This window comes from Dokdonella koreensis DS-123, assembly GCF_001632775.1.
Lineage (GTDB): Bacteria > Pseudomonadota > Gammaproteobacteria > Xanthomonadales > Rhodanobacteraceae > Dokdonella > Dokdonella koreensis.
On the sequence record NZ_CP015249.1, the window covers coordinates 3612606 to 3626770 of the forward strand.

15 protein-coding genes are annotated in these 14165 nt (G+C 67.4%); 2 read left to right on the top strand and 13 right to left on the bottom strand.

What is annotated here, in order from left to right; all coding sequences use genetic code 11:
• Positions 1-5: 5 nt before the first annotated feature.
• From I596_RS14760 to I596_RS18180, 12 genes are all read right to left on the bottom strand, one after another.
• Complete coding sequence (locus I596_RS14760; protein WP_425478811.1) at positions 6-608, bottom strand: MotA/TolQ/ExbB proton channel family protein; 603 nt, start codon at positions 606-608, stop codon at positions 6-8.
• 173 nt (positions 609-781) lie between these two features.
• Complete coding sequence (locus I596_RS14765) at positions 782-3133, bottom strand: DNA internalization-related competence protein ComEC/Rec2 (protein ID WP_083965617.1); 2352 nt, start codon at positions 3131-3133, stop codon at positions 782-784.
• Positions 3134-3151: 18 nt separating this feature from the next.
• Positions 3152-3856 (bottom strand): lipoprotein-releasing ABC transporter ATP-binding protein LolD, encoded by a 705-nt coding sequence (gene lolD / locus I596_RS14770; RefSeq protein ID WP_067649565.1) that lies wholly within the window; start codon positions 3854-3856, stop codon positions 3152-3154.
• A gap of 54 nt (positions 3857-3910) precedes the next feature.
• On the bottom strand, positions 3911-5158 hold the full coding sequence (locus tag I596_RS14775) for a lipoprotein-releasing ABC transporter permease subunit (protein WP_067649567.1): 1248 nt from the start codon (positions 5156-5158) through the stop codon (positions 3911-3913).
• 108 nt (positions 5159-5266) lie between these two features.
• Positions 5267-7315, bottom strand: coding sequence for a beta propeller repeat protein (locus I596_RS18540; RefSeq protein ID WP_150132186.1), 2049 nt, complete (start codon positions 7313-7315; stop codon positions 5267-5269).
• A gap of 74 nt (positions 7316-7389) precedes the next feature.
• Positions 7390-7809, bottom strand: coding sequence for a hypothetical protein (locus I596_RS14780; RefSeq protein WP_150132187.1), 420 nt, complete (start codon positions 7807-7809; stop codon positions 7390-7392).
• Positions 7781-8029, bottom strand: a complete 249-nt coding sequence (locus I596_RS14785) for an FAD assembly factor SdhE (protein ID WP_067649571.1) — start codon at positions 8027-8029, stop codon at positions 7781-7783. The genes I596_RS14780 and I596_RS14785 overlap by 29 nt, the downstream gene beginning before the upstream one ends.
• Positions 8030-8043: 14 nt before the next feature.
• Positions 8044-8826, bottom strand: a complete 783-nt coding sequence (locus tag I596_RS14790) for a succinate dehydrogenase iron-sulfur subunit (protein ID WP_067649574.1) — start codon at positions 8824-8826, stop codon at positions 8044-8046.
• A 96-nt stretch (positions 8827-8922) separates the two neighbouring features.
• Entirely contained in the window at positions 8923-10713 is a 1791-nt protein-coding gene (gene sdhA, locus I596_RS14795; protein WP_067649577.1) for a succinate dehydrogenase flavoprotein subunit, read from the bottom strand.
• A 4-nt stretch (positions 10714-10717) separates the two neighbouring features.
• Positions 10718-11110, bottom strand: a complete 393-nt coding sequence (gene sdhD / locus I596_RS14800; RefSeq protein ID WP_067649586.1) for a succinate dehydrogenase, hydrophobic membrane anchor protein — start codon at positions 11108-11110, stop codon at positions 10718-10720.
• Positions 11107-11502 (bottom strand): succinate dehydrogenase, cytochrome b556 subunit, encoded by a 396-nt coding sequence (gene sdhC, locus I596_RS14805; RefSeq protein ID WP_067649594.1) that lies wholly within the window; start codon positions 11500-11502, stop codon positions 11107-11109. Before sdhC ends, sdhD begins: the two co-directional genes overlap by 4 nt.
• Before the next feature lie 70 nt (positions 11503-11572).
• Positions 11573-11758, bottom strand: coding sequence for a DUF1674 domain-containing protein (locus tag I596_RS18180; protein ID WP_083965618.1), 186 nt, complete (start codon positions 11756-11758; stop codon positions 11573-11575).
• Here I596_RS18180 and ygfZ point away from each other — a divergent pair.
• A complete protein-coding gene (gene ygfZ, locus I596_RS14810; RefSeq protein WP_150132189.1) occupies positions 11727-12692 on the top strand; it encodes a CAF17-like 4Fe-4S cluster assembly/insertion protein YgfZ in 966 nt (321 codons plus the stop codon). The two genes, I596_RS18180 and ygfZ, sit on opposite strands and share 32 nt — an antisense overlap.
• 345 nt (positions 12693-13037) lie before the next feature.
• On the top strand, positions 13038-13475 hold the full coding sequence (locus I596_RS14815; RefSeq protein ID WP_067649599.1) for a cell wall hydrolase: 438 nt from the start codon (positions 13038-13040) through the stop codon (positions 13473-13475).
• Between the two features lie 117 nt (positions 13476-13592).
• Here the strand turns inward: I596_RS14815 and I596_RS19235 are convergent, their stop codons facing one another.
• A complete protein-coding gene (locus tag I596_RS19235; RefSeq protein WP_269465536.1) occupies positions 13593-13955 on the bottom strand; it encodes an outer membrane lipoprotein in 363 nt (120 codons plus the stop codon).
• Positions 13956-14165: the final 210 nt, after the last annotated feature.

The following is a 14165-nucleotide window of genomic DNA, read 5'->3' on the forward strand; positions in this document are numbered from 1 at the left end:
GCCGCTCAGCCCGCCGCCCGCACGGCGACCGGCGGCTCGCTCTGTGCGCCGAGCTCGTCGACCAGGGCGATCACCTGCTTCTCCATGTCGATGGTCAGGTCGTTGACCTTGCCGCGGAAGTAGCGATGGAAGATGTAGGCGGGAATCGCGACCAGCAGGCCGGCCGCCGTGCAGATCAGCGCCTCGCCGATGCCGCCGGCCATCTTCATCGGGTCGCCCACGCCGCTGACCATCACCGCGAAGAACATGCGGATCATGCCGATCACGGTGCCGAGCAGGCCCAGCAGCGGACCGATCAGGGCGATCGTGCCGAGCGTGTTGAGGAAGCGCTCCAGCTGGTGGACGACGTGGCGGCCGGCATCCTCGACGCGTTCCTTGATGACCTCGCGCGAGCGGTAGCGCACCGACAGCGCCGCAGCCAGCAGCTCGCCGAGCGGCGAACTGGCGGCCAGCTCGCGCACGTGCTCCGGGTCGAGCCGGCGGGTCCGCGCCCACTCGCGCACCTGGTCGCCCAGTTCCGGCGGCGCGACGACCTTCCGGCGCAGGCTCCAGAACCGTTCGAGCACGATCGCCAGCGCAACGGCCGAACACACCAGGATGGGCACCATCGCCCACCCTCCCGCCACCAGGATTTCCAGCACGAGCCCACCTTCTAGCAACCGCAACGACCGGCCGCATCATAGCAGCGCCGCACGCCCGATCCGTGCGCCCGTTCGCCAAGACGCGGGTGAAAGAGCGCCGTGTGGCCAGTTGCCGCGGACGGCCGCCCCGCCTCGCGGGGCTATTCGCGCCAGTAGCGCCGCCGGTGCTCGCGCTCCCGGCGCACGATCCGGGGCGGGGCATCCGCCGGAAACGCGATGCGCACCGCGCCGGCATCCGCGCTGTTGATCAATGGCACGTCCCGGGTTCGATAGCGCTCGACCACGCGCGGGTGTGGGTGCCCGAACCGGCTGCGCCAAGCCGCGGAAACCACGCCCAGGACAGGACTCAACGCTCCGATGAAACCCGGGCTGGACGAGGTCCGGCTGCCGTGGTGCGGCACCACCAGCACCAGCGGCGCCCCGGCTCCCGCCGCCGCCGCGATCGCCGGCTCAACACGGCGGCCGACATCCCCGGTCAGCAGCAGGCGGCCGCCGGCGTGCTCGACCAGGACGACGCAGGAGCGGTCGTTGCCCCGCGCCGTCGATGCCGGCGGAGGATGCAGGACGCGGAAGTCGACACCGTCCCACGTCCATCGCTGGCCGGCGACGCAGGCCGCGAGCCCGAGCGGGCTGGTGTCCGACTCGCCGCCGGATCGCGCCGCCTTCGGGAACGCGCGCAGGATCGCGGGCGCGCCGCCGCCGTGGTCATTGTCGTTGTGGCTGACGATCAGGTGGTCGAGCGCGCCGATGCCGGCCGCACGCATCGCCGGCAGCACGGCCACCTCGCCCAGGTCGAATTCCGACGGGTAGCGCGCACCGGCGTCGTAGAGCAGCACGTGCCGGTGCGTGCGGACGATGACCGCCAGGCCCTGGCCGACGTCGACCATCGTCGCCTCGAACGCCCCGGGCTCCGGCCGGTCGGCCGGCGGTACGGCCAGCGGCAGGAACAGCAGCAGGCCCAGTGGCCGCAGCGGTATCCCGCGCGGCAGGAACAGCCAGGCCGCACCGAGCGTCGCCAGGACCAGCGCCCAGGGAGCGACCTCCGGCAGATACCAGCGCGCGCCCGGCCAGGTCGCCATCTGTTCCCACAGCCACCATTGCGCGTGCACCAGCCACCCGGCCACGACGAACAGCGGCCCGGCCAGCCCCGGCAGCAGGAGCTGCAGCAAGGTGGCGAGCAGGGTCAGCGGCACGATGGCCAGGCTGACGAACGGTATCGCGATCAGGTTCGACAGCGCCCCGACCAGCGAGGCCTCGCCGAAGAACCAAGCCGTCAGCGGCAGCAGCGCGATCGTCATGACCCATTGCCCGACACCGAGCTCCCGCACGAAGCCCAAGGCGCCCCGTTCGCGCTGCAGGCTCAGCATCAGGAAGGCCACGCCGACGAACGACAGCCAGAACCCCGGCGCCAGCACCGCCAGCGGATCGAACAGCAGCACCGCCACCAAGGCCAGTGCCAGCGACTGCGGGCCACTGCCGGCACGCCGCCCCAGGCGCGCCAGCGCCACCACGGCGATCATCAGCACGGTCCGCACCGTCGGCAGGCTGTTGCCGGCCAGCAGGCCGTAGCCGACGGCCGTCGCCAGCGCCGCGGGCGCCATCGCCAGCGGTGCCGGCAGCCGCAACGCCAGGGACGGCAACGCCCACCAGAGCGCACGCACCAGCCAGGCGCCGAAGAGCGCCGCGACGCCGACATGGAAACCGGAGATCGAGATCAGATGGGGCACGCCGTTGGCGCGCGCGACCTCCCAGTCGAGCGGTTCCAGGCCGCGTGTGTCGCCGACGGCAAAGGCACGCAGCAGGCGCGTCGCGTGCACATCGCCGACGTGGCCCACGATCGCGGTGGAGAGGCCGTCCCGCACGCGGTCCACGCAGTGTCGTTGCGTCCCGATGCGTTGCCGGGCGGCCCCGTCGCGGACATAGCCCACCGCGACGATGCCGCGCTCCAGCGCATGACGCTCGGAATCGAAACCGCCCGGATTGGCCAGCCCGCGCGGGCGCTTCAGGCGCACCGTCATCCGCCACCGCTCGCAGGCCGCCAGATCGGCCGGTGCCGGGCCGTACCACGAAAGCCGGATCCTGCCGCGCAGCGCCACCGGCGCCCCATCCAGCAGCGCCTGCTCCGCCCGCAGCGAGAAGCGCGTCGCGTCCGCACGCATGACCGGAAGCTCGTCGACCACCCCGACGACCTCGAAGTCACGTCCCTCCAGGTCGCGCGGCAACCGCGCCTGCAGGGCCGCATCGGCGCGCCACACGCACCAGGCGAAACCCAGTGCGAAGATCGCCAGCCCGCGCAGCCGGGGCCAGCGCCAGCCGGCACCGAGCGCCGCGAACGCCAGCACGGCTGTCCACGCCGGCGACGGCAACGACGGCAGGCCCTGTACCGCCAGGACACCGCCGAGCAACGCCAGTGCGATCACCGACACCGGCGGGACCGCGCGATCGCGTCCGTAGCTGTCGCAGGTCCTCGAAGTGTCGCTCGCCGCATCCATGGCTGGTTCCCGCGTCCCTCAGCTGCCGGTCTTGTCGACCTCGTGAACGCTGCCGCCGCGCAGCTCCAGCACGCGGTCCATGCGCATCGCCAGTCGCCGGTCGTGCGTGACCAGGATGAAGCTGGTCCCGATCTCGCGATTGAGTTCCAGCATCAGGCCGTAGACCTGGGCGGCATTGGCCTCGTCCAGGTTGCCGGTCGGCTCGTCACCGAGCACGCAGGCCGGACGCGTCACCAGGGCGCGCGCCACCGCCGCCCGCTGGCGTTCGCCGCCGCTCATCTCGCCGGGCTTGTGCTCGATGCGCTCGGCCAGGCCCACGCGCTCGAGCAGCGTCGTCGCCCGCTGCCGGGCGGCATCGATCGGCGTGCCGCGGATCAGCAGCGGCATGCACACGTTCTCCAGCGCGGTGAACTCGGGCAGCAGGTGGTGGAACTGGTAGACGAAACCCAGTGAGTGGTTGCGCAGCTGGCCGCGTGCCCGGTCGGACATTCGCGACATCGTCTTGCCTTCGACGACGACCTCGCCGCTGCTCGGCGTGTCGAGTCCGCCGAGGATGTGCAGCAAGGTGCTCTTGCCGCTGCCCGACGCGCCGATGATGGCGACGGTCTGGCCGCGCGCGACATCGAAGCTGACCTCGCGCAGCACCTCGGCCCGCAGCCGTCCTTCCTGGTAGGTCTTGGCGATGCGCTCGGCGCGCAGCACGATCTTTTCGCTCACCGGCATCCTCCCGTCGTCGGCGATCGGGACGTTGCGACCGCCCGCAGGCCCCGTCTCGACTCATTCATAGCGCAACGCCGCCGCTGGCTGCACGCGCGCCGCGCGCCAGGCCGGATACAGGGTCGCGAACGTGCAGAACACGAATGCGGTGATCGTGATCCAGCCGACGTCCCCCCAGTGCAGGTCGGCCGGCAGCTCGCTGATGTAGTACACGTCCGGCGACATGAAGACGATGCCGAACGTCCGCTCCATCCAGTGCACGATCGTCTCCAGGTTCAAGGTCATGACGATGCCGAACAGGAGCCCCAAAACGATGCCCAGCGTACCGACCAGCACGCCCTGCACGACGAATACGCCCATGATGCTGGCCGGGCTCTGCCCGAGCGTGCGCAGGATCGCGATGTCCGCCTGCTTGTCGGTGACCAGCATGACCAGGGTCGAGACCAGGTTGAACGCGGCCACCGCGACGATCAACGACAGGATCAGGAACATCACGCGCTTCTCCATCGCGATCGCCTTGAAGAAATTGCTGTGCCCCTGCATCCAGTCGGTCACGCGATAGAACTGCCCCAGTTCGGTGCCGATGTCCCGTGCGACCGAGTACGCGCGGAACAGGTCGTCCAGCCGCAGGCGGATGCCGGTGGGTCCGTCGAGCCTGTAGAGCCGGGCCGCGTCGTCCATGTGGACCACCGCCAGGCCCGAGTCGTACTCCTGCATGCCCGCCTCGAACACGCCGACGACGCGGAAGCGCTTGACGCGCGGCAGGGCGCCGATCGGCGAGGCCGTGAACTCGGCCGCGAAGACGGTCACGTCGTCGCCGACCGTCACGCCCAGCATGATCGCCAGCTCGCGCCCCAGCACGATGCCGAAGCGGCCGGCCGTGAGATCCGTCAGGCGCCCCTGCACCATGCGCCGGTCGATCTCCGAGACGCTCGGTTCCAGCTCCGGCAGCACCCCGCGGATCACCGCGCCAGCGCCGTCGCTGCTGGCGCCCTGGATCATCACGTAGCGCTCGACGTACGGCGCCGCCCCCTCCACGTGCGGGTTGGCGCGTGCCAGGTCGATCGCCTTGCGCCACTCGTGCACGGTGTCGTCCACGCCGGTGACCGTCGCGTGCGAGACCATGCCGAGGATGCGGCTCTTGAGCTCCTTGTCGAAGCCGTTCATGACCGAGATCACGATGATCAGCGCCGCCACGCCCACCGCGATGCCGAGGATCGACACCAGCGAGATGAAAGAGATGAAGTGGTTGCGGCGCTTGGCGCGCGTGTAGCGCAGGCCGATGAAGACTTCTAGCGGGCGAAACATCGGGCGGCAATCCTTGGGAGGGCGGTGACGCCCGCCGGCAACCGGTATGGGACCGCGATCACCGGGAAAGTTCAACAGAAGGCGCGCAGGCCGCAGCCATCGGCCGCGCTAGGGATCGTGCCCTTCTTTGAGAAGGGTGTCCGCTGCCTCCGGTTCGCGGATCGCGATGCCTCCATTGGCTGCGGAGAACAAATGGGACTTGCCCTCGAAACAGAGCGCCTGGAATCCACCAGCAAAAGGCTGGCCGATCCTGACGTCGGGGCGAAAGAATCGCCCGCTATCGCGAGACACCCGCCCACCAGCGGTCTCCCAAATGGTACGGCCGTCGCACGCGTCGACGACCGGTAAGCCTCCGGAAAGGTTGGTGCTCCCCAGGAGGCTCCACGTGCCTCCCGCATCGCGCGTTTCCCAGACCTGGTTGGGTCGCTCGGTCGTGCTTTCGTCTTTGCTGAAAAAAAGAACTCTCGATGTATTGCTTGGATCCGGCGGCGACATGATCCAGCGGAACATATCGCCCGGCAAGGGCGCAGGAGCGAAACGGAACGCGCCGCCAAATATGTCGGCTTTCCATAGCGTCGCACTCGACGGCGAGTAGTTTTCTCGGCGCGCATAGATGGGGCCGGCGTCATCACCTCCGGAGCCAAGTCGGTTCACGAAAACCCAGCCCCCGAGATCGGTCGCGGTCCAATGCTCACCTCCATCGGCAGACCAGTAGACCTGATTGCCTATTTCATTGCGCTCGGTCAAGGCCACGATCTTGCTGCTTCCTGCTCCAACGAATTGGATCGCATTTACCCAGACTTCCGAAAAAGGAAAATTGGAAGGAAGGATCGCCCAGGAGCGTCCTCCATTCTGGCTGCGGTAAAAGGCATTTCTGTCAAATCCGATGAGAACACTCGGGTCCGTCCACGCCCTCGCTATTCGCGATCGATCCTCGTAGGAAACGGGGACATCACTGTAGAAATCTGTTCGGACCAACGAAAAACTGTCGCCGCCATCGCTGGAATGCAACATCGGCAACAGCTGCCGAACAACGAGAAGATCGGATGGGCTCGTCGGGTCGACAGACAGGTCGGTTACGATGCCGGCCTTCATGCCTGAATAGCGAGCGCTGAACGTTCGGCCATCGTTGTCGGAACGATAGATGCCTGCCCCTGCTGTCGGCAGGTAGACCCTTCCTTGCTGCCAGGGATCGAAATACCAGCGGTAGTCGTCTTCCAGCTTCCGAGTAAGCCCGCCCATATCGCCCCAGGTAACTCCGCCGTCAAGGCTCTCCCTAAGGGGGCGACCGGAGATGGCGGACGATTCAGGGTCGAAAGCCACGGAAAGCGCGACCAGCCGTCCCGCCCGATGAGGATCGGCGACCACACGTATGTGCGAACAGCCACAGACATCTACGAAAGACGTGACGACACCGGTTCGCGTGTCGATCTTTCCGCTGGCAGCCTCCTGGCTGCCATAGCGATAGGATGCGAAGTACAGTACCGATGGCTGCAACGGATCCTGCTCGAAGCTCAAGTAGTCGCCATCGGGAATGCGCGGCTGCATCTCGAGATTGGTCCAGCTGACGCCGCCATCGCTCGACTCGAGCAGCCTCCCACGGCTAGGGGTCGTAGCGACATATCGCGCAGGCTGGTCGCTGACCGCGAAAATATCCCTCTTGGATTGGTTGGAGCTCAGATCTGACCAAGTCATTCCTCCATCTTCCGAGCGGAGCACAATGCTTAGGTTGAAGAAGAGAATGACGCCTGGCGACGCAGGATGACTCGCGAAGCTTCCGTTCTCCGTGTGAAACCAAGGGGTTTGAGCGACCTGCCAGGTCGCGCCGCCATCACGACTGACTTCTATCGCAAACCAGCCGGGCCTAGTTCCGTCGTGTGTGTAGGCCACCAGCTTTTGCGGATCCTGATCGACGACGTGCAAGCGCAGAAACGCCTTGGAAGGAGAAGCGCCCTGAGTCGGAGCCCATGTGTTGCCTGCGTCCGACGAGCGGTAGACGCCGTTGTTCGTGCCCGCATACAGCAGGCCATCCCGGAGGACGACCAGATCGCTGACCTGCGCACCCGGAACCGGCACCTGACGCCAGCTGGCCGCCTGGGCACCGGCCAGCCAACACGCAACCGCCCATACGGCGAGAATCTTGAGGACACGTCCCATTTCTGCTCCCTGGCTCGAGCGCCGTCTCGAACGCGCCCTGAAAACGCGATTGTAGACGACGGTATCAGGCACCGTTATCTCGAAGAGGGCGTCCCGGCCATCGGAATCAGGGCCAGCCGCCGCCGAAGATCGGGCTCGAGATTGTCCGGCAGGACCACGACGCGAAACGACCGCGAATCGACTCGCAGGTCCAGCACCTGCAAGGCGCCCAGCTTGACATGCTTCGACAGCGCAGCCGCTGCTTCAGCGCCGCTGCGCCGAACCAGAACCCATCCCGCTTCGCCATGGGCGATGCGCGTATAGGCAGGGCGGATCAATCCCGTGAGCGCCCGTATGACGCAGACCACTACGATCGCCGCCACAGCCAGCTTTAACGGCAGGCCAAGCCCGCAGAGCGCGACCGCCACCAGGGCCAGCGAACCCATGACCGTCAATGCCGCAATCAGCAGCCGCGACGGGCGATAGTCAAATGCGATGGCGGGTGCGGATCGCATCGACGATCGCCGCGAAGCGCGGCTCGGGTGGCCGGCGCGCGACCAGCCAGTCCCAGAGGTCGGGATCGGGCACGTCGAGCATTGCGTCGAACGTACCGAGCAGCTCGGCATCGCCGGAGGCGGCATGGGCGTCCAGCCAGCCGCCGAGCAGCTGGTCGAGCTCGCGCGTGCCGCGGCGGCAGCGCCAGCGCAGGCGGTTGAGCATGGCGTCCGTGGCCATCGGCGGCGCTCCGGTCAGGTGCGGCGCTCGACCATCAGCTTCTTGATCTCCGCGATCGCCTTGGCCGGGTTGAGGCCCTTCGGGCAGGTGCGCGCGCAGTTCATGATGGTATGGCAACGGTAGAGCTTGAACGGATCTTCCAGGTCGTCCAGGCGCGCACCGGTGTCCTCGTCGCGGCTGTCGACGATCCAGCGGTAGGCCTGCAGCAGGATGGCCGGCCCCAGGTAGCGTTCGCCGTTCCACCAATAGCTCGGGCAACTGGTGGTGCAGCAGGCACACAGGATGCACTCGTACAGGCCGTCCAGGCGCGCCCGGTCCTCCTTCGACTGCAGGCGCTCCTTCGGCGGCGCGGCGCTCTGCGTACGCAGCCACGGCTTGATCGACGCGTACTGCGCATAGAAATGCGTCAGGTCGGGCACCAGATCCTTGACGACCGGCATGTGCGGCAGCGGATAGATCTTGACGTCGCCCTTGCCGCACTCGTCGATCGCCTTCGTGCAGGCCAGTGTGTTGGTCCCGTCGATGTTCATCGCGCAGGAGCCGCAGATGCCCTCGCGGCACGAGCGACGGAACGTCAGCGTCGGGTCGATCTCGTTCTTGATCTTGATCAGGGCGTCCAGGACCATCGGGCCGCAGGTGGCCAGATCGACTTCGTACGTGTCGATACGCGGGTTCTGGCCGTCGTCGGGGCTCCAGCGGTAGATGCGGAACTGACGGACGTCCTTGGCTCCACCCGGCGCCGGGAAATGCTTGCCGGGCTGGATCCTGGAGTTTTTCGGAAGGCTGAACTCTGCCATGTCTGGTTCACCCGATTGTGCGTGACGCGCCGCCTGGTCGGGCGGGCGCGGGTACTGCGATCATTGGTTCGGAAGCTGCACCACGTCCGGCGCGGATCAGTAGACGCGCGCCTTGGGCGGCACCACCTGCACGTCGTCGGTCAGCGTGTACATATGCACCGGCCGGAAGTCGAAGCTCGCGTTGCCCTGCCCGTCGACCTTGACCAGCGTGTGCTTCTGCCAGTTGACGTCGTCGCGCTCGGGGAAATCCTCGTGCGCGTGCGCGCCGCGGCTCTCGTGGCGCTGCTCGGCGGACGTGATCGTGGCGACCGCGTTGTACAGCAGGTTCTGCAGCTCGTAGGTCTCGATCAGGTCGGAGTTCCAGACCAGCGAGCGGTCCGAGACACGGACGTCCTCGAAGCTGCGGAAGATCGTCTCCATCTTCTCGCAGCCTTCCTTGAGCGTCTTGGAGGTGCGGAACACGGCGGCGTCGTTCTGCATCGTGCGCTGCATGTTCAGGCGGATCTCGGCGGTCGGCGTCGAGCCGTTGGCATTGCGCAGCCGGTCCAGGTTGGCCAGCGCCTTGTCGCAGGCATCGGCCGGCAGGACCTTGTGCGGCGCCCCGGGCTTGATCGTCGCCGCGCAGCGGTTGGCGACCGCGCGGCCGAAGATCACCAGATCGAGCAGCGAATTGGAGCCGAGGCGGTTGGCGCCGTGCACGGAGACACAGGCGGCCTCGCCGATCGCATACAGGCCCTGGACGACCTTGTCCGGATCGGTACCGGCCTTCTGCACGACCTCGCCGTGGTAGTTGGTCGGGATGCCGCCCATGTTGTAGTGCACGGTAGGCAGCACCGGGATCGGCTGCTTGGTCACGTCCACACCGGCGAAGATGCGCGCGCTCTCGGCGATGCCGGGCAGCTTCTCGTGGATGACCTCGGGGCCGAGATGGGTCAGGTCGAGCAGGATGTGGTCCTTGTGCTCGCCGACGCCACGGCCTTCGCGGATCTCGATCGTCATCGAACGCGAGACCACGTCGCGCGAAGCCAGGTCCTTGTAGTGCGGCGCGTAGCGCTCCATGAAGCGTTCGCCGCTGGCGTTGCGCAGGATGCCGCCTTCGCCGCGCACGCCCTCGGTGATCAGGCAGCCGGCCCCGTAGATGCCGGTGGGATGGAACTGCACGAACTCCATGTCCTGCATCGCCAGCCCCGAGCGCAGCACGAGGCCGCCGCCGTCGCCGGTGCAGGTGTGCGCGGAGGTCGCGCTGAAGTAGGCGCGGCCGTAGCCGCCCGTCGCGAGCACCACGCCGTGGGCGCGGAACAGGTGCAGCGTGCCCTCGGCCATGTCGAGCGCGAGCACGCCGCGGCAGACGCCCTGCTCGTCCCAGATCAGGTCGAGCGCGAAGTACTCGATCATGAACTGCGCGTCGTGCGCCAGCGACTGCTGGTACAGCGTGTGCAGCATCGCGTGACCGGTACGGTCGGCGGCGGCGCAGGTGCGCTGCGCCGGCGGCCCCTCGCCGTAGCGGGTCGTCATGCCGCCGAACGGCCGCTGGTAGATCTTGCCTTCCTCGGTGCGCGAGAACGGGACACCGTAGTGCTCCAGCTCGATGATCGCCTCGGGCGCCTCCTTGCACATGTACTCGATCGCGTCCTGGTCGCCGAGCCAGTCCGAGCCCTTGATCGTGTCGTAGAAGTGGTAGCGCCAGTCGTCCTCGCCCATGTTGCCGAGCGCGGCGGAAATGCCGCCCTGCGCGGCGACCGTGTGCGAGCGGGTCGGGAAGACCTTGGTCAGGCAGACCGTGCGCAGGCCCTTGGAGGCCAGGCCGAAGGTAGCCCGCAGACCGGCGCCGCCGGCACCGACGACGACCATGTCGTAGTGATGTTCCTGGATCTTGTACGCGGACATGCGGTCAGGCCCCCAAGGCGATGCGAAGAACGGCGAGCACGCTGGCCAGCGCAGCGAGCACGCAGGCGAAGCGGACGGCGAGCTGCGAGAGGATCGCCAGCCCCTGCGTGTGCACGTAGTCCTCGATGACCACCTGCAAGCCGAGCTGCGCATGCCAGAACATCGCGACCAGGAACGCGATCAGCAGTACCGCGTTGCACGGGTGCGCCACGGCGGCACGCGCCGCGGCATAGTCGGCGCCCGCCAGGCTGACCAGGAAGCCGACGAAATAGATGACCAGGAAGAACAGGGCGACGGCGGTGATGCGCTGGACCACGAAGTGATGCACGCCGTCCTTCGCCGCACCGAGGCCGCGGGCGTTCTTGAGCGGCGTGCGGAACCGGTCGAAGCCGCTCACAGCCCACCTCCACGAACGAGCACCACGCCCCAGACCAGGGCGGTCAGCACGAAGCTGCCGACGACCGAGAGCCAGCTGTTGCGGACGAACTGCGCGATCGCATACCCCCAGCCGGCATCCTGCGCGAGATGGCGCAGGCCGTTGACGAGGTGGAAGGCGAGGGCCCAGGTCCAGCCGAACAGCACCAGCAGGCCGAACCAGGAACCAGCGATCGCGGTGACGTGCGACCAGGCCTCCGGCCCGGCGGCCAGCGCGACGAGTGCGGCCGCGATCAGGAGGCTGCCGACCGCCAGCACGATGCCCGTGGCACGGTGCAGGACGGACGTGATCATCTGGATCCCCCAACGATAGATCTGGAGGTGGGGGGACAAGGGTCTTGCCGTCTGGGGCATGGGCTGGCCTTCTGCTTGCGCGAATCGCTTAGCTTGCGTCTGCCGTCGGTCCGGGGCGCGCCGGCCCGCGTCAGAAATCGATGCAGCGCCCGCCCTTTTCCCAGTCGCCGTAGCGAACCGGGTCCGGGCCGTCGCGGCCACCGATCTCTTTCACGGGCGTTACGCGATCCGGGCGCGGCGGCGCATCGCTCCCGGGGGAAGGCGAAGCGGGGCGTTCGTTCGGATTGCGCTCGGAATCGGACATCGGACTTATCATGTCAAGAGTAAACCCAGGGCGTTTTGCAGACAACCTTGACTATCGGCAGGGATTGCGCTTCGTAATCCCGTCGCTCCCACGGCCCCATGCACCGATGAAGATCCCGCTATCCCCTGCGCAAGTGCTTCTGCTGGAGGGCGCCGACGCCGCCGGTTTCGCCAACTCGCAGTTCACGACCGACGTCACGCAACTCGAACCCGGCCATTGGCAGTGGAACGCATGGCTGGACGCCCAGGGCCGCGTGCTGCATTTCTTCGCGCTGCTGCGGCCGCGTGCCGACGCGCTGCTGGCCTGGCTGCCGCTCGGCGAAGCCGATGCGATGCGTGCCGCGCTTTCGCGCTTCGTGTTTCGTGCCAAGGTCACGCTCGATGCGCCCTCGGGCTGGGTCGTCCACGCCCTCGATATGCACGACCTGCCTCGACCACCCGCATCCGGAACGATCGTCGAGGCATCAGGGGGCTATGCCTTCGAACAGCCGGGTGCGCGGATCGTCTGTATCGCACCGGCGCAGCCGGAAGATTTCGACGCCGCCGCACTCGATCGCTGGCGGCGCGCGGATATCGCGGCGGGCTTGCCGCTGCTCGATGCACGCCTGCGCGGCGAGTTCGTGCCGCAGGCGCTCGACCTCGAACGCGTGGACGCGATCAGTTTCCGCAAGGGCTGCTATCCCGGCCAGGAGATCGCCGCGCGATTGCATTTTCGCGGCGGCAACAAGCGCGTGCTGCGCGCCTTCGACATCACCTCGTCGGATGCGATCCCGCCACCGGCGCCCGGCACGCCGATCCTCGCCACCGACGGCACCACCGCGGGCCATGTGCTCTACGGTGCGGCCGGCGCGTTTCTTGCCGTGCTGCACGAAAGCACCGTCGAGCAATCGCTTCATCTGGCCTCGTCGCCGGACGCGGCACTATCTACGATGAGCGTCGTAGAATAAGAATGGCAGTCACATACAAGCTGTAGTCAAGCTGAACAAAATTCATTTTTAACGTGACAAGAGCCGCGTTCTTCCCCTAGTCTTCGCCAGCCCTGCCGCATCGGTGGGGCCGCCCGAAGGATTTCCGAGCGACTGCGTGATGGCGAATCAGCCCCGCAGCCGCCGACCGAAGAAGCCGGTTCGACCGCCGCCGATGGCGAACGATCCGGCAGGTGCGCTCGCTGAGCGTCGCACCTAGCAGACAACCCGTGCAGTACCGGCAGCGCGCCACGGTTTGCGCCGCGCCATCCGACCGAACGCGGTCGGCACGGGCTACGACTCTTGCTTTGAGGAGACCACAATCCGATGAAACTAGCCTGGCTGCTCTGGCTTGCATCGGTTCTGCCGCACGATGCCGCAGACCAGACCTGTCTTGCCGCTACCGTCTATCTGGAAGCGCGCAGCGAATCGACCCTCGGCCAGAAGGCCGTGGCCGAGGTGGCACTGCGCCGCCGCGACAACGGCCGCTGGGGCAACACGATCTGCAAAGTGGTGAACGCTCCCGGACAGTTCGCGCTCTCCACCACCCACAAGGGCTACGTCCTGCGCAATCCGGATGCCTGGGGCAAGGCCTGGCGCGTGGCCGGCGATGTGATCCACACCTGGTCACTGCCGCACGAGCAGCGCGAGCAGATCGTTCCGCATGCCGACCACTTCGCGATCGCCGAGCAGGTCTCGCCGGCCTGGATGATCGGCGAACCGCTGCGCAAGATCGGCGCGCACAGTTTCTATCGCGTGAACTAGTTCCATCACGCAAGCTCGTTGCTCGTCGTCGAGCACGCTTCGCAAACGAAAACGCCGACCGGGAAACCGGTCGGCGTTTTCGTTTCGGGACGACGCCGCTGTCGGCGTCGCCGAAGCTCAGCGCTGCAGCAGGACGACGCGATCGCCGCGGATCGCCACGCGGTCACCGCGACGAAGCCCCGGGTTGTCGTACTGGGTCACGACCGCGCTGCGTCCGTCGTCGAGATCGACGTAGAACCGCCAGGCGTTGCCGTCACGCTCGTTGCTGTTGCGCTCGACGGCGTTGCCGGCGAAACCACCGGCGACCGCGCCACCCACGGTGGCTGCACGGCGTCCGCGCCCATGGCCGATCGTGTTGCCGAGCACGCCACCGACGATCGCGCCGATCACTGCGCCGGCGCCACTGGTGCCGCGCTCGCTCGCGCTGACGCGCTCGACATCCTCGATGTAGCCGCACGGACCGCAGACGCGGGCCGACACGCGATCACCCCCGCGATCGTAGTACGCTGCCCGCGGCGGTGGCGCCGCGCAGCCCGCGATCAATGCCGATACCCCCAAAGTCACTGCCAGCATGGAAGGAAAACGTCTCATGGTGTCCTCCGTAGATCCCCGTTGGATTCTCGAAGCAGTGTGGGCACCGGGGAATGAACCGGCGCCTAATTCCGAGTGTATGCCATGCCCGATCCGCCC

Coding starts and splice junctions, on each gene's coding strand:
- I596_RS14760 (WP_425478811.1), bottom strand. CDS start 608: ATGGTGCCCATCCTGGTGTGTTCGGCCGTTGCGCTGGCGATCGTGCTC.
- I596_RS14765 (WP_083965617.1), bottom strand. CDS start 3,133: ATGGATGCGGCGAGCGACACTTCGAGGACCTGCGACAGCTACGGACGC.
- lolD (WP_067649565.1), bottom strand. CDS start 3,856: ATGCCGGTGAGCGAAAAGATCGTGCTGCGCGCCGAGCGCATCGCCAAG.
- I596_RS14775 (WP_067649567.1), bottom strand. CDS start 5,158: ATGTTTCGCCCGCTAGAAGTCTTCATCGGCCTGCGCTACACGCGCGCC.
- I596_RS18540 (WP_150132186.1), bottom strand. CDS start 7,315: ATGGGACGTGTCCTCAAGATTCTCGCCGTATGGGCGGTTGCGTGTTGG.
- I596_RS14780 (WP_150132187.1), bottom strand. CDS start 7,809: ATGCGATCCGCACCCGCCATCGCATTTGACTATCGCCCGTCGCGGCTG.
- I596_RS14785 (WP_067649571.1), bottom strand. CDS start 8,029: ATGGCCACGGACGCCATGCTCAACCGCCTGCGCTGGCGCTGCCGCCGC.
- I596_RS14790 (WP_067649574.1), bottom strand. CDS start 8,826: ATGGCAGAGTTCAGCCTTCCGAAAAACTCCAGGATCCAGCCCGGCAAG.
- sdhA (WP_067649577.1), bottom strand. CDS start 10,713: ATGTCCGCGTACAAGATCCAGGAACATCACTACGACATGGTCGTCGTC.
- sdhC (WP_067649594.1), bottom strand. CDS start 11,502: ATGCCCCAGACGGCAAGACCCTTGTCCCCCCACCTCCAGATCTATCGT.
- I596_RS18180 (WP_083965618.1), bottom strand. CDS start 11,758: ATGATAAGTCCGATGTCCGATTCCGAGCGCAATCCGAACGAACGCCCC.
- I596_RS14815 (WP_067649599.1), top strand. CDS start 13,038: ATGAAACTAGCCTGGCTGCTCTGGCTTGCATCGGTTCTGCCGCACGAT.